This window comes from Rhizobium sp. GW821-FHT14E12 (assembly GCF_058803745.1).
Genome location: NZ_JBXAPH010000001.1, coordinates 1,215,827 through 1,239,783 on the forward strand (window position 1 = coordinate 1,215,827; position 23,957 = coordinate 1,239,783).

At 61.6% G+C, this 23,957-nt stretch carries 18 protein-coding genes and 1 pseudogene; 5 read left to right on the forward strand and 14 right to left on the reverse strand.

Annotated elements, in window-relative coordinates:
• Positions 1-2: 2 nt before the first annotated feature.
• Both AC1RO0_RS05935 and AC1RO0_RS05940 read left to right on the forward strand, forming a co-directional pair.
• Positions 3-257 (forward strand): type II toxin-antitoxin system Phd/YefM family antitoxin, encoded by a 255-nt coding sequence (locus tag AC1RO0_RS05935; protein ID WP_498591960.1) that lies wholly within the window; start codon positions 3-5, stop codon positions 255-257.
• Positions 257-667 (forward strand): type II toxin-antitoxin system VapC family toxin, encoded by a 411-nt coding sequence (locus tag AC1RO0_RS05940; protein WP_498591961.1) that lies wholly within the window; start codon positions 257-259, stop codon positions 665-667. Before AC1RO0_RS05935 ends, AC1RO0_RS05940 begins: the two co-directional genes overlap by 1 nt.
• On the opposite strand, the gene ung is transcribed toward AC1RO0_RS05940, so the two are convergent.
• The 3 genes and pseudogenes from ung to AC1RO0_RS05955 form a co-directional block, all read right to left on the reverse strand.
• Positions 664-1,362 (reverse strand): uracil-DNA glycosylase, encoded by a 699-nt coding sequence (gene ung, locus AC1RO0_RS05945; protein ID WP_498591962.1) that lies wholly within the window; start codon positions 1,360-1,362, stop codon positions 664-666. The genes AC1RO0_RS05940 and ung overlap by 4 nt on opposite strands.
• 90 nt (positions 1,363-1,452) lie before the next feature.
• Entirely contained in the window at positions 1,453-3,003 is a 1,551-nt protein-coding gene (locus tag AC1RO0_RS05950; protein ID WP_498591963.1) for an FAD-dependent monooxygenase, read from the reverse strand.
• A gap of 256 nt (positions 3,004-3,259) precedes the next feature.
• Positions 3,260-3,484, reverse strand: a pseudogene (locus tag AC1RO0_RS05955) (glycine cleavage T C-terminal barrel domain-containing protein); the annotation flags it as partial.
• A 281-nt stretch (positions 3,485-3,765) separates the two neighbouring features.
• Between AC1RO0_RS05955 and AC1RO0_RS05960 the strand changes: the two are divergent.
• On the forward strand, positions 3,766-4,203 hold the full coding sequence (locus AC1RO0_RS05960; protein WP_498591964.1) for a hypothetical protein: 438 nt from the start codon (positions 3,766-3,768) through the stop codon (positions 4,201-4,203).
• A 121-nt stretch (positions 4,204-4,324) separates the two neighbouring features.
• Here the strand turns inward: AC1RO0_RS05960 and AC1RO0_RS05965 are convergent, their stop codons facing one another.
• Both AC1RO0_RS05965 and AC1RO0_RS05970 read right to left on the reverse strand, forming a co-directional pair.
• On the reverse strand, positions 4,325-6,772 hold the full coding sequence (locus tag AC1RO0_RS05965) for a GcvT family protein (RefSeq protein WP_498591965.1): 2,448 nt from the start codon (positions 6,770-6,772) through the stop codon (positions 4,325-4,327).
• Between the two features lie 9 nt (positions 6,773-6,781).
• Entirely contained in the window at positions 6,782-7,660 is an 879-nt protein-coding gene (locus AC1RO0_RS05970) for a phosphotransferase (RefSeq protein WP_498591966.1), read from the reverse strand.
• Between the two features lie 336 nt (positions 7,661-7,996).
• Between AC1RO0_RS05970 and AC1RO0_RS05975 the strand changes: the two genes are divergently transcribed.
• The gene (locus AC1RO0_RS05975) at positions 7,997-8,800 is read left to right on the forward strand and encodes a DeoR/GlpR family DNA-binding transcription regulator (protein ID WP_498591967.1); all 804 of its coding nucleotides are present in this window, start codon (positions 7,997-7,999) and stop codon (positions 8,798-8,800) included.
• 26 nt (positions 8,801-8,826) lie between these two features.
• On the opposite strand, the gene AC1RO0_RS05980 is transcribed toward AC1RO0_RS05975, so the two are convergent.
• Entirely contained in the window at positions 8,827-10,452 is a 1,626-nt protein-coding gene (locus AC1RO0_RS05980; protein WP_498591968.1) for a Hint domain-containing protein, read from the reverse strand.
• Between the two features lie 122 nt (positions 10,453-10,574).
• On the reverse strand, positions 10,575-11,456 hold the full coding sequence (locus AC1RO0_RS05985; protein ID WP_498591969.1) for a LysR substrate-binding domain-containing protein: 882 nt from the start codon (positions 11,454-11,456) through the stop codon (positions 10,575-10,577).
• A 115-nt stretch (positions 11,457-11,571) separates the two neighbouring features.
• Here AC1RO0_RS05985 and AC1RO0_RS05990 point away from each other — a divergent pair, with 115 nt between their 5' ends.
• Entirely contained in the window at positions 11,572-12,594 is a 1,023-nt protein-coding gene (locus tag AC1RO0_RS05990; RefSeq protein WP_498591970.1) for a YeiH family protein, read from the forward strand.
• On the opposite strand, the gene AC1RO0_RS05995 is transcribed toward AC1RO0_RS05990, so the two are convergent.
• From AC1RO0_RS05995 to AC1RO0_RS06025, 7 genes are all read right to left on the reverse strand, one after another.
• Positions 12,557-14,434: a bifunctional diguanylate cyclase/phosphodiesterase gene (locus tag AC1RO0_RS05995; protein ID WP_498591971.1), complete on the reverse strand. Its 1,878-nt coding sequence runs from the start codon at positions 14,432-14,434 to the stop codon at positions 12,557-12,559. The two genes, AC1RO0_RS05990 and AC1RO0_RS05995, sit on opposite strands and share 38 nt — an antisense overlap.
• Before the next feature lie 101 nt (positions 14,435-14,535).
• Positions 14,536-16,320 carry an IlvD/Edd family dehydratase gene (locus AC1RO0_RS06000; RefSeq protein WP_174161022.1) on the reverse strand — a complete coding sequence of 595 codons (1,785 nt, stop codon included), beginning with the start codon at positions 16,318-16,320 and terminating at the stop codon, positions 14,536-14,538.
• 7 nt (positions 16,321-16,327) lie between these two features.
• Complete coding sequence (locus AC1RO0_RS06005; protein WP_498591972.1) at positions 16,328-17,212, reverse strand: NAD(P)-dependent oxidoreductase; 885 nt, start codon at positions 17,210-17,212, stop codon at positions 16,328-16,330.
• On the reverse strand, positions 17,209-18,195 hold the full coding sequence (denD, locus tag AC1RO0_RS06010; protein WP_498591973.1) for a D-erythronate dehydrogenase: 987 nt from the start codon (positions 18,193-18,195) through the stop codon (positions 17,209-17,211). The genes AC1RO0_RS06005 and denD overlap by 4 nt, the downstream gene beginning before the upstream one ends.
• Before the next feature lie 247 nt (positions 18,196-18,442).
• On the reverse strand, positions 18,443-21,640 hold the full coding sequence (locus tag AC1RO0_RS06015) for an efflux RND transporter permease subunit (protein ID WP_498591974.1): 3,198 nt from the start codon (positions 21,638-21,640) through the stop codon (positions 18,443-18,445).
• Positions 21,641-21,770: 130 nt separating this feature from the next.
• Positions 21,771-22,955 carry an efflux RND transporter periplasmic adaptor subunit gene (locus tag AC1RO0_RS06020; RefSeq protein WP_498591975.1) on the reverse strand — a complete coding sequence of 395 codons (1,185 nt, stop codon included), beginning with the start codon at positions 22,953-22,955 and terminating at the stop codon, positions 21,771-21,773.
• A 180-nt stretch (positions 22,956-23,135) separates the two neighbouring features.
• Complete coding sequence (locus tag AC1RO0_RS06025; RefSeq protein WP_153364824.1) at positions 23,136-23,948, reverse strand: alpha/beta hydrolase fold domain-containing protein; 813 nt, start codon at positions 23,946-23,948, stop codon at positions 23,136-23,138.
• Between the last annotated feature and the right edge of the window lie 9 nt (positions 23,949-23,957).

Here is a 23,957-nt window from a genome sequence, read left to right on the forward strand (position 1 = left end):
CGATGGATTGGCCATTGCAAGACGCTAAAAATCAGTTTTCGAAAGTCGTGCAGAAGGCTCGTAGCGAAGGTCCGCAAACCGTGACGCTGCGCGGCGAGCGCGCGGCCGTCGTTCTCTCCGCTGAAGACTATGACGCCCTGCGGGCCGGCAAGCCGAGTTTGGTCGATGACCTGCTGTCGGGACCGATCTGGGATGATGAGCTGGCCGATACGGTAGCGACGCGAGACAAGACCCCAAGCCGGGATGTAGCCTTCTGATGTATTTGGTCGATACCAACGTTATTTCCGAAGCCCGTCGCGGTACAGCCGAAGCAATCTCCTGGCTCCGTTCAGTCGAGCCCTCGACCGTATATCTGAGCGTCATCACGCTCGGTGAGGTTATGCGCGGGGTTGCACTAAAGCGCAGGTCCGATCCGCGATCCGCCGCGCATTTGGAGGAATGGCTCCGCAAACTCCGCCATGATCACAGCGGCCGTATTCTGCCCATCACCGACCAAATCGCCGTCGAATGGGGGCGTCTCGCGGCACTGCGCCCGCGCGGCGATGCCGATGGTCTGATCGCTGCTACCGCAATCGTCCATGACCTTATTGTCGTCACCCGCAATACCAGGGATTTTGACGATACCGGTGTGTCGATGGTCGACCCCTGGGATCAGGCATCTCACTAACCGCCCGGATTACTCGGCAGAGCCCATTCGATCGGCTCCCGGCCATGTTCTTCCAGATAGGCATTGGCCTTGGAAAAATGCCGGCAGCCGAAGAAGCCATTATGGGCGGAGAGTGGCGATGGGTGCACGGACTTCAGAACGAGATGCCGATCGGTGTCCACGAACGCCGCCTTCTTCTGCGCATAGGAGCCCCAGAGCATGAAGACGACGCCGTCGCATTCGTCGTTGACCTGACGGATGACGGCATCGGTGAAACGCTCCCAGCCCTTGCCCTGATGCGAGGCAGCCTGCGATTCCTCGACGGTCAGCACGCTGTTCAGCAGCAGCACGCCCTGTTTCGCCCAGCTTTCGAGAAAGCCGTGACGCGCCGGCGGAATGCCGAGATCGGTCTCCAGCTCTTTGTAGATATTGACCAGTGATGGCGGGATACGCACACCGGGGCGGACGCTGAAGCACAGCCCATGGGCCTGTCCAGCGCCGTGATAAGGATCCTGCCCGAGGATCACCACCTGCACCTCATCCAGCGGCGTCAGGTCCAGCGCCCGGAAATACTCGCTGCCGCGCGGAAAGATCACCTTGCCGCGCTGCTTCTCCTCGACGAGAAAGGATTTGAGCTGCTGCATGTAGGGGCTCTCGAACTCCGGCGACAGCGCCTCCTTCCAGCTCTCTTCCAGCTTGATGCCCGTTTCCGCCATCGTCTCTCGCCTTCGTCCGTTTGTCAGCATGTCGATTGAGGATGAAAGCAGCGGCGTGTCAAGAAAATGGCGGATGCCGTGATAGCGAGATCACAGTTTTTCGGCTTCGCCGAACCATCGTGACGCGACCTGCGCAACCTCCTCCTGGTCAGGTGCATCCTCACTGATCCAGGCGACGACGCCGTCGGGACGCACGAGCACGGCGCTCAAGCCAAGCCTGTCCCTGGCATCGCTTGCGACATAGATCATCCGACCATTCCAGCGGCTCGCCAGCGCTTGAAGCGGTGTATCCGCCTCAAAGTCCAACAACAGGCCTTTCCCACGTCTGAGGTGATCACCGAGTTTCGTCCCGTCGGCCAGCTCGAAATCGGGAGCGCTGCGGCCGACGAGCGCGTGACTGCCTCCAAGCTCATAGCGGAGAGACACTCCCCAGACGCGCTCGGCGAAATAAGTCGCGCCGTCGCGTGTGTCGATGAGATCACGAATAATGGCTTCGAGCGCGCGCGAACTTCTGCTCGGTCGCATGAGCCCCACCTGGGCGCGCGACCAGTCGAGAACCTGCGCTCCGACCGGATGACGCTCGCTGACATAACTATCAAGCAGATCGGCTGGCGCGTTACCGTGGATCGTCGCAGCCAGCTTCCATCCCAGGTTCAGTGCGTCGCCAAGTCCGAGGTTAAGCCCCTGACCGCCCAGCGGAGAGTGGATATGGGCGGCATCGCCGGCGAGCAACACCCGCCCGTTACGATAAGCCGTTGCCTGGTAGGCGCGATCCGTCCAGGTGGTCGCAAGCCGGAGGGCTGTCAACGTGACGTCGGTGCCGGAGATATGGCGCAATACCGCCTGCACATGTTCGAGCGTCATCGGCTGTGCCCGGTGGAAAGAACCCCCGTCGAAATCGACCATCGCGATGGTACCCGGCTTTTGGTAAGTATACATACCCGTCGGCGTATAGTGACGGCCCACGCGGAGCTTGTCAGGGTCGGCCATCTCGACGTCAACGGAATAGCCGGTGAACTCGGGATCGGTGCCGACGAATGCAAATCCCGCCGCCTTGCGCACCGTGCTGCGGCCGCCATCGCAGCCGACGAGCCAGCGTCCGCGAAAAGCCTCACCACCGGCGCGAATGGTCACCCCCTCGCCCGACTGCTCGAGGCTCTCGACGCCGAGGCCGCGCCGGATCTCGACGCCCATCGCGCTTGCACGCGCGGCCAGGACGGTTTCGAGATATTCCATCTCGACCGCTAGGCTGGTGCCGGCCGGACTTGGCAGGCGATACGGCCATTTTGAGGTGTCGATGTTGTCGTGGAAAAACTGGATACCAGCGAAATGGCCGCCCGGGCGGCGCTCCTGTTGCATCCAATGCGGGGTTGCCGAAGCACCGCCGTCGGCCGTTTGATCTTTCGTGCGCTGCGGTTTCGCGATGTCGTCCAGCAATCCGCGCCGGTAAAAGGCTTCGATGGTGGACGCGGAAAGGCCGCGCATGCCAAACGGGAGCCGCTTCAAGGGCGAATGCGGGTCTTCCGCTTGCTCCAGCACCAATACCGAGAGGTCTGCCAGGCGAAGCTCACAGGCGAGAAACAGACCTACGGGGCCTGCACCGGCAATCACAACATCATGAATTATAGGCAGATCGGACATGAACTACTCCTTGTGGCCGTTCGACCGGAGCGGTTCGTCGATTTTAGAACCACACGGACGAACAATATGGACGCGCGAGCGTCCGTTGTTCGTCGTGGGACTCATGCACTGAGCATGGACAGAGCTTCCGTTTCCGGAAGGACTTGGGCTAGACCACACCAAGTCGTGCCTTTTTTCGACATAGGCAACATAGCGCCTGGCCGGTCGATCGGCAAGAGAGACGTTTTTGTCGAAACCCGCGTCGCGCCTTTCGGCATCAAGATTTGATCCGCAGCATCTGCGGATCGTAGAGCGGCTTCAGCGAAACCTGACACGGCACGCGACGCTGCGCGACATCGAGTTCATAATGGCCGCCCAGCACGAAATCCTCCGTCACCCCACCGGGATCGCGGACATAGCCATAGCCGCCGCGCGAAAGCCAACCGACGCGCTGGCCATCGCGATAGATCGTCTCGCGGCCAAGAAGAACGGTCTCGGGATCCCGGCCGAAGGGAAATGCGGCGTTGGAAACATCGGCCGACGTCACGGCCTCCAGCACCGCGCGCGAATGCGGCCCCATCGTCTCTCGCCTCGGACGTTGTCAGTGTGCCGATTGAGCATGAAAGTGGCGGCAGGGAGATCACAGTTTTCGGAAGGCAGCGCGGCTTGGTTCCAAGCTTATCTGGCAAATGGCAGCGATGGCGATCTTCGGCCCAAAGCAGCCTTCGATGTTGGAAAATCAGATACGGACAAATATAGTAGCGTTTTACGCCGGGGAGCATGATGACGACGCGCTACATTCCATTTGAAGTCTTCCAAAACCTTTCATGCACCGGAATGGAGCTTTACGACCTTCGCCACAGCTATTTCGGCGACGATGGCAACCCTCTTACCGCCTTTTTCTCTCTGCCAGATGGTGACGATCTGCTAAAAGTTCGCTTTCGCCATGCAGACGTTGTGCGAGCGCTGGACGAACTTTTACTTTCCACGGAAGAGTTTGGCATCGAATGTAGCGGTCTTATGCCCTATCACTTTGCTTATCGCGTGGAGAATAGCCGTTTCTTGCTTTCAGAGTCCGAGTTCTATCGCGATCAAAGTCGCGATGCGGTACACTACCGATTTGTAACAGGCGGCGCGTGCTTGGACGTTCTCACGAAGTGTGAGCCCAATTTCGATCTAGTTCAGTGCTTTACCCGTGACCACGAGCCTGACAAAGGCTGACCGTTTTACAAGGTGGAGTGACTGCTTCTGGCGCAACTCGGCCAGTCTCACCGTCCCGCACAAATTGGTGACATTTGTTACAGAACTCGCATCACCTCGCCGAGACAAGCCCCCTCCGCAATCACCCCTTGATCCGCGCCATCTGCGGATCGTAGAGCGGCTTCAGCGACACCTGACAGGGCACACGACGCTGCGCGACATCGAGTTCGTAGCAGCCGGAAAGCACGAAATCCTCCGTCACCCCACCGGGATCGCGGACATATCCATAACCGATCGGCTTGCCGATCGTGTAGCCATAGCCGCCGCTCGAAAGCCAGCCGACGCGCTGGCCATCGCGATAGATCGTCTCGCGGCCGAGAAGCACGGTCTCGGGGTCATCCGGCACGAAGCAGGCGAGCATCTTCTTCACGCCCGACGCCAGTTGCCGCTCGATGGCCTCGCGGCCCCGGAAGGGAGTGCCCTTCTTCATCTTCACCGCCCAGGCAAGTCCCGCCTCAATCGGTGTGTGGTCAGGCCCGATGTCGGAGCCCCAGGCACGATAGCCCTTTTCCAGCCGGCAGCTTTCGATGGCGCGATAGCCGGCATTGACGAGGCCATGGTCGCGGCCGGCGGCCATTAGCGTGTCATAGACCGTGGTGGCATATTCCACCGGCACATGCAGCTCGTAGCCAAGCTCGCCGACATAGGTGATGCGCAGCGCCCGGACCGGGCAGCCGTCGATGCCGATGGTTCTTACCCGGCCGAAGGGAAATGCGGCGTTGGAAACATCGGCCGACGTCACCGCTTCCAGCACCGCGCGCGAATGCGGCCCCATCAGCGACAGCACGGAATAGGCGGAGGTGACGTCGACGAGTTCGGCATGCATCTCGGCCGGGATGTTGCGGGCGATCCAGTCGAAATCATGGATGGCGAAGCCCGTGCCGGTCGTGATGTAGAACTCGTTCTCGGCGACACGCGCTACCGTAACATCGCATTCGATGCCGCCCCGGTCGTTGAGCATCTGCGTATAGGTCAATGCTCCCACAGGCTTGGCGACGTCGTTGGAGGCTATCCAGGAGACCGCCGCCTCGGCGTCGCGCCCCTTCAGCACAAATTTGGCAAAGGAGGTCTGGTCAAAGATAACAGCGGCCTCGCGCACCGCCTTGTGCTCTCGTCCCACGGCATCGAACCAGTTCTGCCGTCCGTAGGTATAGACGTCATTCGGCTCTTCGCCGGCAAAGAGGTCGGCAAACCAGTTGGGTCGCTCCCAGCCCAGCTTTTCGCCGAAGCAAGCGCCCTGCGCCTTCAGCCGGTCATAGAGCGGCGACTTTCGGCAGGGGCGGCCGCTCGAATATTCCTCGAAGGGCCACGCCATGGTGTAATGCTTGCCATAGGCTTCCAGTGTGCGGGTGCGTACCCAGTCCGTGTCGAAATGCGGACGGCCGAAGCGGCGGATATCGACCGGCCAGAGATCATAGGGCGGCTCGCCCTTCGTCACCCATTCGGCGAGCGCCATGCCCGCCCCGCCGGCAGAGGCAATGCCGAAGGCGTTGAAACCGGCGCCGACGAAGAAATTCTTCAGTTCCGGCGCCTCGCCGAGAATGAAATTGCCATCCGGCGTAAAGCCCTCGGGGCCGTTCAGAAGCTGCTTCACGCCTGCCGTCTGCAAGCCCGGCACGCGCGCAAGCGCCTGCTCCATGATCTGCTCGAAATGATCGAAATTGCTGTCGAGCAACGTGTAATGAAAACCCTTGGGAATGCCGTCGACCGCCCAGGGGACCGGGTTCGGCTCATAGCCGCCCATGACCAGCCCGCCGACCTCTTCCTTGTAATAGGTCAACCTGTCGGGATCGCGCAGCGTCGGCAGGTTGGAGGGAACGCCGAAGGATTCGGTGATGAGATATTGATGCTCGACCGAGACGAGCGGCACGTTGACGCCGAAGCGTGCCGCAAAGCTCCGCGTCCATTGCCCGGCGCAGACGACGACGCGCTCGCATTCGATGCGGCCTTTGTCGGTGATAACGGCGCGGATCCTGCCTTTGTCGATCTCCAGATCGAGAACTTCGGTATCCTCGAAAATCGAGACGCCGGCCATGCGGGCGCCCTTCGCCAGCGCCTGGGTGATATCGGAGGGATTGGCCTGTCCGTCCGTCGGCAGAAAGGCCGCGCCGACCAGATCGTCTATATCCATCAGCGGCCAGAGGTCGAAGGCCTCCTGCGGCGTCAGGAGGTGCATCTGCAGCCCGAAGGATTGTGCCGTCGTCGCCTGGCGCTTGACCTCCGTCCAGCGTTCTTCGTTGCAGGCAAGGCGCAGGCCACCATTCATCTTCCAGCCAGTCGCAAGCCCCGTCTCGGCCTCCAGCCTCTTGTAGAGATCGACGGAATAGCCGAGCATCTGGGTGATATTGGCGCTGGTCCGCAATTGCCCGACGAGGCCGGCAGCGTGGAATGTCGTGCCCGACGTCAGTTTCTTGCGCTCCAGCAGAACCGTGTCGGTCAGCCCGAGCTTGGCGAGATGATAGGCTGTCGAGCAGCCGATAATGCCGCCGCCGATGACGACCGCCTTGGCTGTTTTGGGCAGTTCCTTCATCGCATCACCTCAAGAATTGCGGAATGATTGATAGGCACGTTCAAACCGCGCCAGATTTTCGCTCGTATAGGCAGAATAATCGAAGTCGATCTCGGAGTGGATTTCCGAGACCATGCTCCACATCGTCTCGCGCAACAACGACGCGCATTTCATCGCCTGATAGCGCCGCCACAGATCGTCACTCACCGGTGCCTCAAAATAGGCCTCCAGCATCGCGGTTTCCTGGGCCTCGGAGAAATCATTGTTGGAGGCGAGACCGCCGAGATCGAAGAGCGGCGAATTGAAGCCGGCATAGTCCCAATCGATCAGCCAGAGCCGTTTGCCATCGTCGAGGAAATTGGCGGCCAGCAGGTCATTGTGGCCGAAAGCGATGTCGAAAGGGCCGGCCGCCTGCTCCAGCCGCGCGGCGCTATCGAGAAAGGAAGGCAGCATTGACTGATGCCGACTGCCCCCTTCTTCGAGAAGGGCGGCATAGTCGCGCACGACATGAAAAACCCAGAAGATCGCGGCGGCACCGCGAAAATGCTTGGAAATATCTAGATGGCAGGAGCGGACGAGCGGCACGATGCGCGCCAGCATCGACGGCTTGCGGACATCCTCGGCCGTAAGCGCCTTGCCGTCGATATAGTCGAGTACGAGGACGCCGGGTCCATGATGGATCACCGCGGGCGACAATCCGGCCGCATGCGCGGCCCTGCTCGCTGCCACCTCATTGGCCCGGCTGATGTGATGAACCGGAATATCGGTTCCGAGCCTGACGACGAAACGCCGCCCACTATCCGTCACCAGAAAATTGCGATTGGTGATGCCGCCCACCAGCGGAGCGATCTCGATCGGCCCACGCCAGATGCCAAGAGCATCTATCCTGTCTTCGGGCGTTGCGGTCATCCCTACCCCAGCGCGACGATTGCGCATCTCTTGGATGCAAAAGGTTTCCCACAAACGACGAACTGTCAAGAACCAGCCACAAAATGAAACGGCCAAGAGGCTTTTTGTTGGGTTGCGTCAGCCAAAAAGGGCCTGCCGCATATTGGGCTATGGATTGCGACAACAGAAAGCTTCATCGTCGCCGGGATTTGGCTTAAAAATTAAATCTCGGGATGATTGCATCAAGATCGCTTGTCTTCGAGGCATTATCCCGCTCTAGATGTTGTTCGCAGGCATGGCCTCCTCCGCGAGCCGCTTTCGGCGTTTTCGGATCATGCCCCAGATAGGATCGAAACCATGACGGGCATCTCGCCGACGCCGCTTCATTCGAACCATCGGGAACGCGAGATCCTGGAGGAGCTTCGGCTCGCCGGTGGGGCCAGCCGCATCCAGTTCCTCGCCGAGCGGCTTGATGTCTCGGAAGAGACCATCCGCCGCAATATCCGCAGCCTGGAGGCCCATGGCCTCGTCACCAAGGTCCATGGCGGCGTCCACATCAAGGACTCGTTCATCGAGCAGCCCTTGCATTTCCGCATGAACGAGAACGCGGAAGCCAAGCGCGTCATCGCCGCCCGTGTCGCGATGATCATACAGGACGGCGACACGATCTTTCTCGATATCGGCTCGACCACGGCCTTCATCGCCGTGGCGTTGCAGAAGCATCAGAACCTCTTCGTCGTCACCAATGCGGTTTCAGTGGCGCATGCGCTGGCAACCCGCAATGGCAACCGCATCTTCTTTGCCGGTGGTGAGCTGCGCAGCCACGACGGCGGCGCCTTCGGTGCTGAAGCGACCAATTTCCTGCGCCGTTTCAACGTCCGTCATGCAATACTATCCGTCGGCGCCGTCAACGCCACTTCCGGCTTCATGCTGCATGATCTCGAGGAAGCGGAATATTCCCGCGAAGCGGCGCGGCGTGCCGAAAACCGCATCATCGTCGCCGACAGCGCCAAATTCGGCCGCAGCGCGCCCATCATCATCGACGATCCCGCCATTTACGACATGATGGTCACCGACGACGTGCCGCCGCCGGATATCCAGGCCATGCTTGAGCGCAACGACATCGACCTCGTCGTCGCCGGCCAGCGCCGCGCGGAGTAGCACTGAGCTGAACCAGCCCGGCGACCCTAGGCCATTTCCATCGAAGGCGCGGTGACGACGGAAGCTTCGGAAAATGCCGGTGGAATCCAGCGCGGCACGGCAGGACCGGCAAGATCAATGGTCAGGGAAAATGACTCGCGGCAACCTTCCCATAAAGATGAAGGCAAGCGTGTCCGCCCGGAGGTCCAACGCCGACTTCCGTCCTCGACATAATGGAAGCCATCGGTCAGCCGGTCGTCATCCACGGAGATATGCCTGGCATCCGTCAGGTCATCATCGATAACCAGTTTCGAGATGCAGACACCGAGCCGGCGGCCATCGCCGGAGGAGCCAATCAGGTTCGGCGCCCCCCATTCCGAGGCGAGCCATAGTTCGGACACCGAGGCCGGTACACGAAACTCCGCCCGCCAGTCGTTAATGACGGGATCGATGCGTTGTCCGTCGGCAACCAGATGCACATCGGCAAAGGGATCGTCGCTCAAGGTCCAACCCAAATCGAGGGCGCGCGCGTGGAGCTGCATCCGAACGGCCTCGACGAGAGGCCCCTTCGAGACATAGGTTAGGCATCTCTGGCCGCCACCCTTCGTCAACTGAATGGGATTGTCCGTCGTCCGGGAAAAAAAATCGCGGCTCCCGTGGTCGGCATAGCTTTCCGTCGGCAATCCATTCGTCACGAGAATATCGTGCTCGTCCAGTTCGACATGCCAGTATGTCACCCTCTCACACTCGGCCTGGGCAATTGTCGCTCCATTCACAAGCGCCGAAGCGGGCATCAGAACGTCGGTCACGATGGTGGTGCGGATACCATGCGCCGGAGAGACAAGAAGGTCATGCGCAGGCTTGTTCGGCCCGAGGGCACCGGCTGCGATACGGATCGGCCAGCATGTCCAGGGATCTCTCACATTGGTGCAATCCAGCTCCGCGCTTCCGATCCATCGGATGGGGCGTTGTTGCGACGAGGCGGTGATGACGACGTCCCCAACCCGCAGCTCTTCGACAGGAATGTCTCCTCGCGTCGTTTGGATGAGCGTCCCCGTGACAAAACAAACGACGATCGTTCCGGTCGCAGCGTCCAGTATAAACGTCGAAGGGTTGAGATTGGCCGCAAAGTTGAGCGTAAAATCACCGGCAGTTGTGACGAATGTCGCCGTCTGACCGTCGACCGAAATGCTCGAGACTGCCCCCGGGCCGTTATATGCGATGGTTGTCGCACCGGTGCCTTGCTGATAGATAATTCCGCCGAATTGCGTTGAAAAATTGAACTGTGCGCCATCGGCCAGCGTAACCACTTGAGAGGAGTCCGATCCGCCCCATTGATAGCTCCCCGCAACATATACCCAACCGACGGCAGAGGTTACTCCGCTGCCGGCTTCAAGGTGGGACAGGGAGCTAATGGAGATACCGCCGCCGCCGGTAATCGGTCCATCTATCTTTATCCAGGTTTGGCGGAAGCCGCCATAAAGACTGAGGGTACTGGTGGGCGAAAGAAAGAGGCTGCCGATATCAGGCTGATGTCCAAAATAAGGGGTGATGGTGTCGCCATTATCAACGACAATAGAATCTCCAAAGTCAGGAAGAGCGTTCGGGGACCAATTGCCGGGATCGATCCAAAGACCGTTGCCGTCGTGGTTTGTCCAGGTATAGATTGCCATCGATATCCCCTCGGATCATGATGCCATCTGGAAACGCCGCAAATGCGCCTAGCGGCTACCGAGTAAACGGTATCATGCAACTCGCCTATTAGTCGAGTCTCATATATCAATAGTCTAGCTGTTCAACCCTTGCACATGGCTTCCAGCGTCAATGCTGCCTTGCTGGCATGGCGTTCCTTGTGGCGCAGCAGACGGAAGCTGCGGACGGGTAGGTCGAAGGCTGCTTGCACCAGCAAACCCTGTCCGAGATAGGCCCCGGCCGCCGCGCTCGAAATCGCCGCCGCACTCTGCCCGGAGCAAACCGCCGACAGCACGGCCTCGTTCGACGGCAGGACCAGCGCGACGCTGAGATCGCGCGGCGACGCCCCGAGTTTCGCGATGGCATTTTCAAATTCCGATCGGGTGCCAGAACCCTCTTCGCGCATCACCCATGAGGTGCCCCCGGCAAGATCGGCTGCGGAAAGCTGCCTTCCGTCCGCCCAGGGATGGTCCGGCGGGGTGACGATCACCAGCGCGTCCTGCGCCACGACTTTCATCGACAGCGCCGGCGCATCCACCTCACCCTCGACGAAGCCGAGTTCAGCGCTGCCCTCGATCACCGCCTCGGTGACCGTGCGCGTATTGCCGATCGTCAGTTCGAGATCAATGCCGGGATAATCGCGGTGGAAGCGCATCAGGATGGGCGGCAACCAGTAGCTGGCGATGGTCTGGCTGGCGCAGAGGCTGAGCCGACCGCGCTGCAAGCCACCGAGTTCGGAGAGCATGAATTCGGCGGAGCGCACGCGCGCCAACGTCGCCCTGGCCTCACCGAGAAAGATACGGCCGGTCTCCGTCAGCTCGATCCGCCGCCCGACCCGATGAAACAGCTCGACACCATAATAGGCTTCAAGGTTCTTGATCGCCGAGCTCACCGCCGACGGCGTCAGGTGGATAGCCTCCGCTGCTTGAGTCAAATGCTCCCGCTCGGCGACGGCGACGAAAATGGCGAGTTGCTCGAAGGTCATGGGAAATCATTCTAATTTATCGAACGAAACATAGGATAATATTCGATGGATGTCGACATCAGGAGATGAGACTTTCCCGGCACGGAAATTCTTCATAGCCGAATGGCGGTGCCGCATGCCCCTTTTCCAACGAACCGCGATCATCCTTCCAGGCCTCGCCCTCACCAGCGCCGTGGCGCTTCTCGCCTATGCCGGCGAACGCGCCGAGATCGGCATTTTCGGTGGCAGGTGGATCGAGAGCCTGGTACTCGCCATCGCGCTCGGTATCGTCGTCTGCACCGTCAGGCCGCTCTCGCCCTCCCTGCGCCCTGGCATCGACTTCAGCGCCAAGATCCTGCTGGAAATCGCCATCGTCCTGCTGGGCGCTTCGATCAGCCTTGCTGCTATCGATCAGGCCGGCGTCTGGCTGATCGCCGGCATCGCCATCGTCGTCGTGCTATCGATCGCCGCGACCTATGCGATCGGCCGGCTGCTTGGCCTACCGCCGAAGCTGGCGACGCTGATCGCCTGCGGCAACTCCATCTGCGGCAATTCGGCCATCGTCGCCGTCGCCCCGGTTATCGAGGCGGGCTCTGAGGAAACCGCAGCGGCCCTTGCCTTCACCGCCGTGCTCGGCATCGCCGCCGTCTTTCTGCTGCCGCTTCTCTATTTCCACGCAGGCATGAGCGTGGGGCAATATGGCGTGCTGGCGGGGCTCACCGTCTATGCCGTGCCGCAGGTGCTTGCCGCCACCACGCCGGTCGGTCTGCTGGCCGTGCAAACCGGCACGGTGGTCAAGCTCATCCGCGTGCTGATGCTCGGCCCGGTCATATTCCTGCTCGGCATCATCACCAAGACCGAGATGGCGGCCACGGACGGCCGCACGAGCCACCGCCGCTCGCTGGTCCCCTGGTTCATCTGCGGCTTTCTCGGGCTGATGGCGTTGCGCTCCTTCGGCCTGATCCCGGACACGCTGGTCGCGCCGATGGCATTGGTTTCGAACATATTGACGGTGATTGCGATGGCGGCACTCGGCCTGTCGGTGAATATCCGCTCTGTCGCCCATGCCGGCGGTCGGGTGATCGCGGCGGCGACGCTGTCACTGATGGCGCTCGGGGTCATCAGCTACGCGCTGATTGCCGTCCTGCAGATCCACTGACGCCGCCCTTGCCTTGGGCGGCAACGGGGCTCCGCGCCGCAACTGGCTTCTGAGCCGACGCCAGCAACGCGGCAATCTCACTTGCCGGCGAAGGATATCCGATCGCGTAGCCCTGAAGCCCATCGCAGCCGGCATCCGCCAGGATCTGCGCATGTTCCTCGGTCTCCACACCTTCGGCCATGACCTCGACGTTAAGCGCCCTCGCTATCTCGACGATCGAGCCGACAAGGCGGCGCTGCTCGTCCGAGACGGTAATCGCCGTCACCAGTTGCCGGTCGATCTTCAGCCGTTTCGGCTTCAGCTTCACCAGGCCGATCAACGAGGCATGGCCGGAGCCGAAATCGTCGATCTCTATATCGATATCCATCCGTTTGATCGCGTCGACATTGGCGAGCACCCTGTCGTCAGGATCATCAAGGAAAATCGTCTCGATCAGCTCGAAGACGATAGCATGGCGCGGTATGTTCAGCGTCTGCAACCGCTCGACCAGGCCGGGATCGGCCAGGCGGCTTGCGGAGATATTGACGGAGATGCGCGGCGGCGTCAGGCCTTGCAGAGCCCAGGCAGCGCGGTCGGAGAGCGCACGATTGAGAATGGCCGCATCGATCTCGGCCGTCAGTCCATATTCCTCCGCCACCTTCAGGAAGGCCGCCGGCGGCAACAGCCCCTTGCCCGGATGCCGCCAACGCGCCAGAGCCTCGAGCCCAACGATCCGCCGGCTGCGCGCATCCACCTGGATCTGGTAGAAGGGCACGATTTCGTTCCGCATCAGCGCCAGCCGCAATTCCTCCGCCAGCCGCCGCTCAGCCTGAAGATCGGATTGCAGCTTCGGCGTGAAGAACTCGACGCGATTACGGCCTAGCTTCTTGGCCTGATAGAGGGCGATATCGGATTCCGCCAGAAGATTGCTGGCACCATCGGCAACACTCCAGGCCGCACCGATTGAGGCGCCCACCTGCAACATCTCGTCACCAAAGCGTATGTCGCGCCGCAACCGCCACAGAATATCCTCTGCAATGGTTCCGACTTCGTCTGAAGTCGCGATATTGACCAGCACCGCGACGAACTCGTCGCCACCGACGCGGGCGACCATGTCACCAGCAGCGATCCCTCCCAGGATCCGCGCCGCCGCCATCTGCAATGTCGTATCACCGGCCGCATGGCCCCATTTGTCGTTGATCTGCTTGAAGCCGTCGAGATCGATATGCAGGATGGCCAGTGTCTCCACCGCCTGATCCGCACACAGCTCCGCCAGCCGGCGGTCGAAATAGCGGCGATTGGGAAGCCCCGTCAGATAGTCATGGTCGGCCGCATGCTCGACACGCGCGCGGCTTTGCTCCAAAGCGACGGCGCGAGCTTCGGCAACCGCCTTCTGCTCCGTCAACTCGCGGTTGAGCAAGATATCGGCGGTGACATCCCATTCCGCCCCGATGAAGGACGGCGCACCATCAGGCCCCTCGAAGAAATGAGCGCGCGAGCGCAGATAGCGAACATCGCCGTTCGGCAGGATGATGCGAAACTGCGAATTGTAAAAGCCTTTTTCCGCGATAGCCGTATCGAAGTCGGCGATGGCCTGTTCGACATCATCGGGATGCAGGGCATTCAACCAGACCGCCGATGACACTTTACGGTCGCGGAGGCCCGTCTGATAAAGCGTATGCATCTGCAGATCCCAGAGCATTTCCTCCCCGTTGAGATTATGCTCCCAGACCCCGATTTGCGACGTCTCCAACGCCAGCTCCAGCCTCCTCAAGAGGTTCTGGAACTCCAACTCGGATCGCCCTGATGTCGCCTCTCCCACCGAGTTCGAACCCCCTGCGGACACATGGAAAGCTTGCATAGTCTTGGCAATATCCTGGCAGCACTCCCTTTCGCCTTATTTAATGATGTCCGCCTGGTTGCGGGCTTTTACTCGCAACCATCGTTCCGATGGTATTTTGGTTAATGATTGTGACGTGGCGGATTGGCCGCGAGATCGCGGAAATCGGCCGCGCCATCGAGCACCGCGCCGTCCGAAAGCTGCGTGACCGAGCGGCGGTAGATGCGCTGCCAGGGCGTCGCGTCCGGCGGGACGGCGGGAATGCCGTCGCCCTTGCGCCGTTCGATCTCGGCCTCCTCCACCAGCATGTCGCAGCGGCCGTGATTGAAGTCGATCCGGATCGTGTCGCCGGTTCTGAGCCAGGCAAGCCCGCCGCCCGCCGCACTTTCCGGCGAGGCATTGAGGATCGACGGGCTATCGGCGGTGCCGGACTGACGGCCATCGCCGATCGTCGGCAGGCTGCGGATGCCGCGCTTCAAAAGCGCGTCCGGCGGCTGCATGTTGACGACTTCGGCCGAACCCGGCCAGCCGATCGGTCCGGCGCCACGGATGACGAGAATGGTGTTCTCGTCGATGCCAAGATCCGCGTCGTTGATGCGCTTGTGATAATCTTCCGAGCCATCGAAAACCACGGCCCTGCCCTCGAACACGCCCTCGCGTCCCGGCTCCTGCAGATAGCGGCTGCGAAAATCCTCAGACACGACGCTCATCTTCATGATGGCGAAATCGAAGAGATTGCCCTTCAGCACCAGGAAGCCGGCCCGTTCCTTCAGCGGCGCGGCGAAGGGGAGGATAACCTCACGGTCCGTTGCCTCGCGCCCCTTCAGGTTCTCCGCCATGGTCTTGCCGGTGACCGTTGGACAGTCGCCATCGAGCTTGCCGACCTGCAGCAGCTCCCACATGATGGCCGGCACGCCGCCGGCGCGGTGGAAGCGCTCGCCGAGATAGGCGCCCGCCGGCTGCACATTGGCCAGCAGCGGGATATCGAAGCCATGCACCTGCCAGTCCTCGGGATGAAGCTCGACACCGGCATGCTTGGCCATGGCCGCCAGATGCGGCTGGGCGTTGGTCGAACCGCCGATCGCCGAATTGACGCGGATGGCGTTGAGAAAAGCCTGCCGGGTCAGTACATCGGACGGCTTGATATTTTCGAGCACGAGTTCGACAGCGCGCCGGCCGGTGCGATAGGACATCTGTCCGCGCTCGCGATAGGCGCCGGGGATAGCTGCGCAGCCGGTGAGCGACATGCCGAGCGCTTCGGCCATGGCATTCATGGTCGAGGCCGTGCCCATGGTGTTGCAATGACCGATCGAGGGCGCCGAGGCGAGCGACGCCTCCATGAACTCCTCTTCGTCGATCTCTCCGGCCGCGAGCTTGCGTCGCGAGCGCCAGATCACCGTGCCGGAACCAGCCAATTCGCCATCATGCCAGCCATCGAGCATCGGCCCGCCGGAGAGCACGATCGCCGGAATATTGACGGTGGACGCTGCCATCAGCGCCGACGGCGTGGTCTTGTCGCAGCCCGTCGTCAGCACGACGCCGTCGAGCGGATAGCCGTAGAGCACCTCGACAAGGCCGAGATAAGCGAGATTGCGGTCGAGCGCCGCGGTCGGGCGCTTGCAGTTCTCGAAGATCGGATGGGTCGGGAACTCGATCGGAATGCCGCCGGCATCGCGAATGCCGTCACGGACGCGCTTGGCGAGGTCGATGTGGTGACGGTTGCAGGGCGTCAAGTCGCTGCCGCTCTGGGCGATGCCGATGATCGGCTTGCCGGAGCGCAGCTCCTCCGGCGTGATGCCGTAATTCATGAAGCGTTCGAGGTAGAGCGCCGTCATGTCGATATGATCGGGATTGTCGAACCAATCCTGCGAGCGCAGACGACGTTTGGATGGGCTATTGTCGCTCATGTCTTTCTCAAGCCTTTCCTCGGCCATTCTTGTCTTCCAGATGCAGCAGCAGGCCGCTGTGATCGCTCTCCGCGCCACCATTCTCGACGAATTCGGCGAATTCCGTCCTCACGGTTTCGGTCAGCGGCAGATGAAGCGACAGGTTTCGGGCAGCGGCCAGAACCGCATCGAGATCCTTCAGCTGATTGCGGGAGGTGCCGCCGGGCTCGAAATTGCGGTCGATCATGCGCTGGCCATGCAGCTCGAGAATCCGGCTTTCGGCAAAGCCGCCGCGAATGGCGGCGCGGAAAGCCTCGCGCGAGCCGCCGCCAGCCTCGACCAGCAGCATGGCCTCGGCGATCGCGCCGATGGTGACGGCGACGATCTGCTGATTGCCGAGCTTGGCGAGCTGGCCCGTGCCGCTCGGTCCGACATGGGTGACGCGGCCCAGCGGGGCGAGCACGTCGCGAACACTATCGATGACATCGGCGTCGCCGCCAGCCATGATCGCCAGTGTCCCGGCAGCAGCCCCCACCACGCCGCCCGAAACGGGCGCATCGATATGGCGAAAGCCGCGCTCGGCGAGTTTCGCCGCATGCTCGCGGGCGATCGGCGGCGCGATCGAGCTGTTGTCGATGACGACGGCGCCAGGGGCCAGCGCGTCCGTTACTCCGCTCCCGAAGAGGACCTCGCTCACCGCGCCGCCATTGGTCAGCATGGTGAAAAGCACCGATGCGCCCTTGGCCGCGTCCGCCGTCGTCGCGGCAACGATCGCTCCGTCGGCCGCCAGTGCATCCGCCTTGCTCCGGTCGCGGTTCCAGACGGTGACGGCAAAGCCGGCGCCAAGCAGGCGCCGCACCATCGGAGCGCCCATCAATCCGGTCCCCAGAAAAGCGATCTTCCGACCGGTCATGACAGCTGTCCTCCCAATTCGTCTTCAATATGAACACGGATGATCTCGTCGAAGGATTTTTCGGCCACGAAGCCGAGCTTCTTCGCGCGCTTGGCGGTAAAGCCCTGCGCCCAACCGGAGACGATCCGCATCACCAGCTCGTCGGGCTCGCGGCGGATGAGCTTCACCGCCTTGTCGCCAGCGATGCGGCGGAGCGCTTCGATCTGTTCGCCGACCGTGGCGCTGACACCGGGCATGGAGAGGCTGCGATCCGCGCCGAGCGGCGCCAGATCGACCGTCGCACCGTGAACGAGGAAGCCGACCGCCGAGCGCGGCGAGGCATGCCAATGCCGAACCTCCTCCGGCACCGGCAACACAGCCTCCATGCCAACGAGCGGCTCGCGCAATATGCCGGAGAAGAAGCCGGAGGCGGCACGGTTCGGCTTGCCGGGGCGAATGCAGATGGTCGGCAGGCGAATGCCGATGCCATCGAGAAAGCCGCGACGCGTATAGTCGGCCAGCAGCAGCTCGCTCACCGCCTTCTGCGTGCCGTAGCTGGTGAGTGGCGCCAGATGGAAATCGTCCGGGATGGGCGTCGGGAAAGGCGAACCAAAGACGGCGCAGGAGGAGGTGAAAACGACGCGAGGCCTATATCCATCCTTGCTGTTGGCAGCCCGGATTGCTTCGAAAAGCTGCCGCGTGCCGTCGAGATTGATACGGTATCCCTTATCGAAATCCAGCTCGGCCTCGCCCGAAACGATGGCGGCGAGATGAAAGATCACATCCGGCCGGCGGGCCACGATCTTCTCGGCGGCACCGGGCGCGGATAGATCCCTGGCGCGCGCCTTGACCTTGCCGCTGAACCCTTCCGGTTGCGGCGGCTCGATCACATCGACCAACGTCAGCCGCGTGATCTCACGGCCACCGAGCCCGCCATCGGCCACCAACCGCGCCGTCAGTTTTCGGCCGATCATACCGGCTGCTCCGATAATGGCGATATGCATGCATCCTCCTCGCAATAACGCGCATCGGGACAGCTCCTCCGGCCCGATGTACGTCAGTCAATATGCCTATGTGCTTGATAAACCCATGGCGTCCGCATGCAAACGAAATTGGCGGGCGAGCGGCAAAATCTTCGAAAAACAGATTGGCCCAAAAAGAAAAATTGCCCCACAAGAACGAAAGAGGGCGGGACCTTGCGGTCCCGCCCATGTCATGCCGGGCATTAGGGTACTACCCGACACGGCATCCCTATTCGGCGGCGATCGGAAGCACCTCCGCCGAATGATTGTTGTCGTTGCTGTGATGCTGCTTCAGCGGACGGTTGCCGCCCATCCTGCGAATCAGCACGTAGAACACCGGCGTCATGAAGATGCCGAAGAAGGTCACGCCGATCATGCCGGCAAACACCGCGACACCCATGGCGGCGCGCATCTCGGCACCGGCACCGGTCGAGGTGACCAGCGGCACGACACCCATGATGAAGGCCATGGAGGTCATCAGGATCGGGCGCAGACGCAGGCGGCTGGACTCGATGGCTGCCTGGACCGGCGTGCGGCCCTCGAATTCCAGCTCGCGGGCGAATTCCACGATCAGGATCGCGTTCTTCGCCGACAAGCCAACCAACACCATCAAGCCAATCTGCGTGAAGATGTTGTTGTCGCCTCCCGTCAACCAGACACCCGCCAGAGCAGCAAGCACGCCCATCGGTACGATCATGACGATCGCAAGCGGCAGGGTTACGCTTTCATACTGGGCGGCCAGCACGAGATAGACGAGCAGCAGGGCCAGCGGGAAGATCAGGATGCCTGAACTGCCGGCCAGGATCTGCTGATAGGTCAGATCGGTCCATTCGAAGGCGATGCCCTTGGGCAAGGTTTCGTTGGCGATGCGCTCCACGGCAGCCTGGGCCTGGCCGGACGAGAAGCCCGGAGCCGGACCGCCGTTGATATCGGCGGCGAGGAAGCCGTTGTAACGCGTCGTCCGCTCAGGACCGGTGCTGGCCTCGACCTTCAGGAGCGCCGACAGCGGGATCATCTGACCCGATGACGAACGGACCTTCAACTGGCCGATATCGCTTGCATGAGCACGGAAGTTGGCATCCGCCTGCACACGCACGCTGTAGGTACGACCGAAAGCGTTGAAGTCGTTGACATAGAGCGAACCCAGATAGATCTGCAGCGTGTCGAAGACATCGGTCACCGAGACACCCAGCTGCTCGGCCTTGGCGCGATCGAGATCGGCGAAAAGCTGCGGCACATTGATCTGGTAGCTCGAGAAGATGCCAGTGAGCTCCGGCGTCTGATAGGCCTTGGCAAGGAACGCCTTGTTGGCCTCGTCAAGCGCCTGGTAGCCGAGACCGGCACGGTCCTCGATCTGCAGCTTAAAGCCGCCGGTCGTGCCGAGACCCTGGACGGGCGGCGGCGGGAACATGGCGATGAAGGCATCCTGGATCGCACCGAACTTCTGGTTCAGCTGCATGGCGATGGCGCCGCCCGAAAGATCCGGTGTCGTGCGCTCCTCGAATGCCTTCAGGGTCACGAAGACGATGCCGGCATTGGAAGAGTTGGTGAAGCCGTTGATCGACAGGCCAGGGAAAGCGATGGCATGTTCGACGCCCGGCTGCTCCAGAGCAATCTTGCTCATCCGCTGGATGACATCATCCGTGCGGTCGAGGGTCGCGCCATCCGGCAGCTGCGCGAAGCCGATCAGATACTGCTTGTCCTGCTGCGGCACGAAGCCGCCCGGTACGGTCTGGAACAGGAAGTAGGTCGCGCCGATCAAGGCGAGATAGATCACCATGACCAGGCTTTTCAGCGACAAGATGCCGCCGACGCCCTTGCCGTAGGCATGCGAGCCGCGGTTGAACACCCTGTTGAAGCCGCGGAAGAACCAGCCGAAGACCGTGTCCATCACCCGCGTCAGCATATCCTTCGGCGCATGATGGTCCTTCAAAAGAAGGGCCGCCAGAGCCGGAGACAACGTCAGCGAGTTGAAGGCGGAAATCACCGTCGAAATGGCAATCGTCAGGGCGAACTGACGATAGAACTGACCAGAGAGGCCGGAGATGAACGCAAGCGGCACGAAGACGGCGACCAGCACCAGCGCGATCGCGATGATCGGGCCGGACACTTCCTTCATGGCACGATAGGTCGCGTCGCGCGGACTGAGGCCGTTTTCGATATTGCGCTCGACGTTCTCCACGACCACGATGGCGTCGTCGACGACGATACCGATCGCCAGCACGAGACCGAAGAGGCTGAGCGCATTGATCGAGAAGCCGAAGACATACATCACCGCGAAAGTACCGATGATCGAGACGGGAACGGCAATCAGCGGAATGATCGAGGCACGCCATGTCTGCAGGAACAGGATGACGACGACGACGACCAGCGCGATAGCTTCGAGCAGGGTGTGAACGACCTTGTCGATCGAAGCGCGCACGAACTGCGTGGTATCGTAGACGATCTCATACTTGACGCCGTCGGGCATCGCCGTCTGCAACTCGTTCATCGTCTTGATGACATTGTCGGAGATGGTGATGGCGTTCGAGCCCGGAGCCTGGAAGACCGGCACGGCAACCGCCGGCTTGCCGTCGAGCAGCGAGCGCAGCGAATAGTCCGATGCGCCGAGTTCGACGCGGGCGACATCGCGCAGACGCGTGATCTGGCCGTTGGTGCCACTCTTGACGATGATGTTGCCGAACTCCTCCGGCGTCGTCAAGCGGCCCTGGGCGTTGACCGAGAGCTGCACGTCGAGACCGGGAACACTGGGCGATGCGCCGATGATGCCAGCGGCAGCCTGGACGTTCTGCTGGCGGATGGCAGTGGCGATATCGCTGGCGGCAAGACCGCGTTCGGCGGCCTTCTGCGGATCGACCCAGACGCGCATCGAATAGTCGCCAGAACCGAACACCTGAACCTGACCGACGCCCTCGATGCGGGCCAACCGGTCCTTGATATTCAATGTGGCGTAATTGCGCAGATAGGTGATGTCGTAGCGATTGTCCGGCGAGATGAGGTTGACCACCATCATCAGGTCCGGCGAGCTCTTGACTGTGGTGATACCAAGGTCGCGAACGTTCTGCGGCAATCGCGGTTCGGCCTGCGAGACGCGGTTCTGCACCAGTTGCTGCGCCTTGTCCGGATCGGTGCCGAGCTTGAAGGTGACGGTCAGCGTCAACAGGCCGTCCGAGGTCGCCTGGCTGTTCATGTAGAGCATGCCGTCGACGCCGTTGATCTGCTCTTCCAGCGGCGTCGCCACTGTTTCAGCGATGACCTTCGGATTGGCGCCCGGATATTGCGCCGTGACGACGATCGAGGGCGGCACGACCTCCGGATATTCGGAAATCGGCAACAGCCGCATGCCGATCAGGCCGGCGACCAGGATAAGGACCGATAGCACTCCGGCAAACACCGGACGGTCGACGAAAAATCTTGAGATGTTCATGGCAGAACCCTCTCCAGGGGTGAATGTAAGAGGACACGGGGTCCAGGCCCGTCCGCGATATGCGCCACGAGCATTCCAAAATCAGAGCATTGGGACGGCCGCCGGGAGAGTTGCCTCCCGGCGCTGTCGATTACTGAGCGGCCGCGACTTTTTCTTCCAGCTTCGGATCGACCACGGCGCCCGGGCGAACCCGCTGCAGGCCGTTGACGATGACCCGATCGCCGGCGTTCAGGCCGGTCTCGACGATACGCTGGCCATCGGCGGTGTCGCCAAGGCTGATCTGGCGATAGACCACCTTGTTGTCGCCATCGACCACGAAGACGAACTTCTTGTCCTGGTCGGTGCCGATCGCCCGCTCGCTGATCACCAGCTTGCTCTCAGCCTTCGGCTGGCCCATGCGGACGCGCACGAACTGGCCGGGGATGAGACGCCCGCCCGGATTGTCGAAGACGGCGCGCACGGTGACGGTGCCGCTTGCTGCATCGACTTCATTGTCGATCAGTTGCAGCTTGCCGTTGATCGGCGTGCCGCTGTCACTGGTGGTGCCGATCTGCACGGGAATCTGTTCGACCGGCGGCGCTGCGCCATCGGTGACCGGAAGCTCAGCCAGCGCCTGGGTGACTGTCTGTTCGCTCGCGTTGAAGCTGGCATAGATCGGATTGACCGAGACCAGCGTCGTGAGCGCCGGCGAAGCCGAACCGCCGGCGACAAGGTTGCCGACCGTAATGGCGATCTTGCCGACACGGCCTGAGATCGGAGCGTGAACCTCGGTATAATCAAGGTTCAACTGCGCGGTCTGGAGCGATGCCTGTGCAGCCTTCAGATTGGCTTCCGCTTCCGCATAGTTGCTGGAGCGCGTATCCATGTCGCTCTGCGAGATCGTCTTGTTATCGAAGAGCTTCTGGCCGCGGTCGACTTCGACCTTGGTGAGATCAAGCTTGGCCTTTGCCGCGCCGACTTGTGCCTGCGCCTGGGCGACAGCCGCCTGGAAAGGCGCCGGATCGATCGTCACCAGCAGGTCGCCCTGCTTGACCAGAGCACCTTCACGGAAATGCACCGACTGGATGGCTCCGGCCACACGCGGACGGACCTCTACCCGGTCTATGGCTTCGAGCCGACCGGAAAATTCCTGCCAGGCGGTGATATCGCGCGCCTGCACGGCCGCGACGGTGACGGGGATGGCCGGCATTGCCGCCGCCTTCTCGGTTGCTTGCGCACCGCGCGGCAGATCCAGATAGAAGGTCGCCCCTGCAACAGTCGCAGCAACACCCATGCCGGCGCCCCACAGGGCCCAGCGCTTACCGTTGGACGTCATGTTAGTCTCTCCTTGTGGTCCCGGCTTGGGACACGGGACCGAAAATTCCTATCGACTCGCTATCGTCAGGCTCCAGGCATCGCACGTTCAAATGAACGGCCGCGATCGCTCTCATTTCTGCGCCCAGAGCATCCTATCCGCTTACGGCGGCGCCACTCGAAAGTGGCATGCTCTGATCGATCAGGCCTGCACGTCTTCGACAAAACCCTTGAAAGAACAGCAGACATCCTGCTGCCACGACGGCTTGTCCTTCGACTGCCCGCCATAGAGGGTGGGCCAGCCTGTCCCGGCGGGGAGGACTTGCTGGCGAACACGGACGCCTGCCTCCTTGAGGCGGCGGCCATATTCCATGCTCTCGTCGCGGAGCGGGTCGTCCTCGGCCGTGAGCACCAATGCCGGCGCGAGGCCCGAAAGCCGCGAACAGTATCGAGGCGCCGCATAGGGATGACAGACACCGCCCAGAAAACCCAGGTAGCGATTCCAGCCTTCCGTCCAGCGCTCGCGCATGCCGCTTTCCTCCGCCTGGAGGAAAGATTTCGATCCCATGAAGGGATCAAGAAGCGGCGATATCAACACCTGTCCGTCCAGCGAACCGGGCATCTGATCGCGCGCCTTTAAAGCAACACCCGCTGCGACATTGCCACCCGATTCCTCACCGGCGACAAACAGCAGCGATTTTTTCGCTCCACCCAACTCAAGCATGTTTCGCTTGTTGCTGAGGTAGGCGAGGATCCCGTAGGCGCATTCCAGCACCTGCGGAAAGGCATTCTGATTGCCGCTGGTATAGTCTGCGGCAACCACGATCACACCGGCCTCCGCAAGACTGGCGGCGACAGGCCGGACGGTTGCATGCTCGGTATCGAGAAAGGCGCCACCATGCAGATAAAGCACGATGGGTGCTGCCTTCTTGAGACCCTCGCCGTTATAGATCCGCGCTGCGACCGGTCCCGTAGGCACGTTTTCCAGCACAACATCTTTCCACGGCGCGCTCATGAACCCATA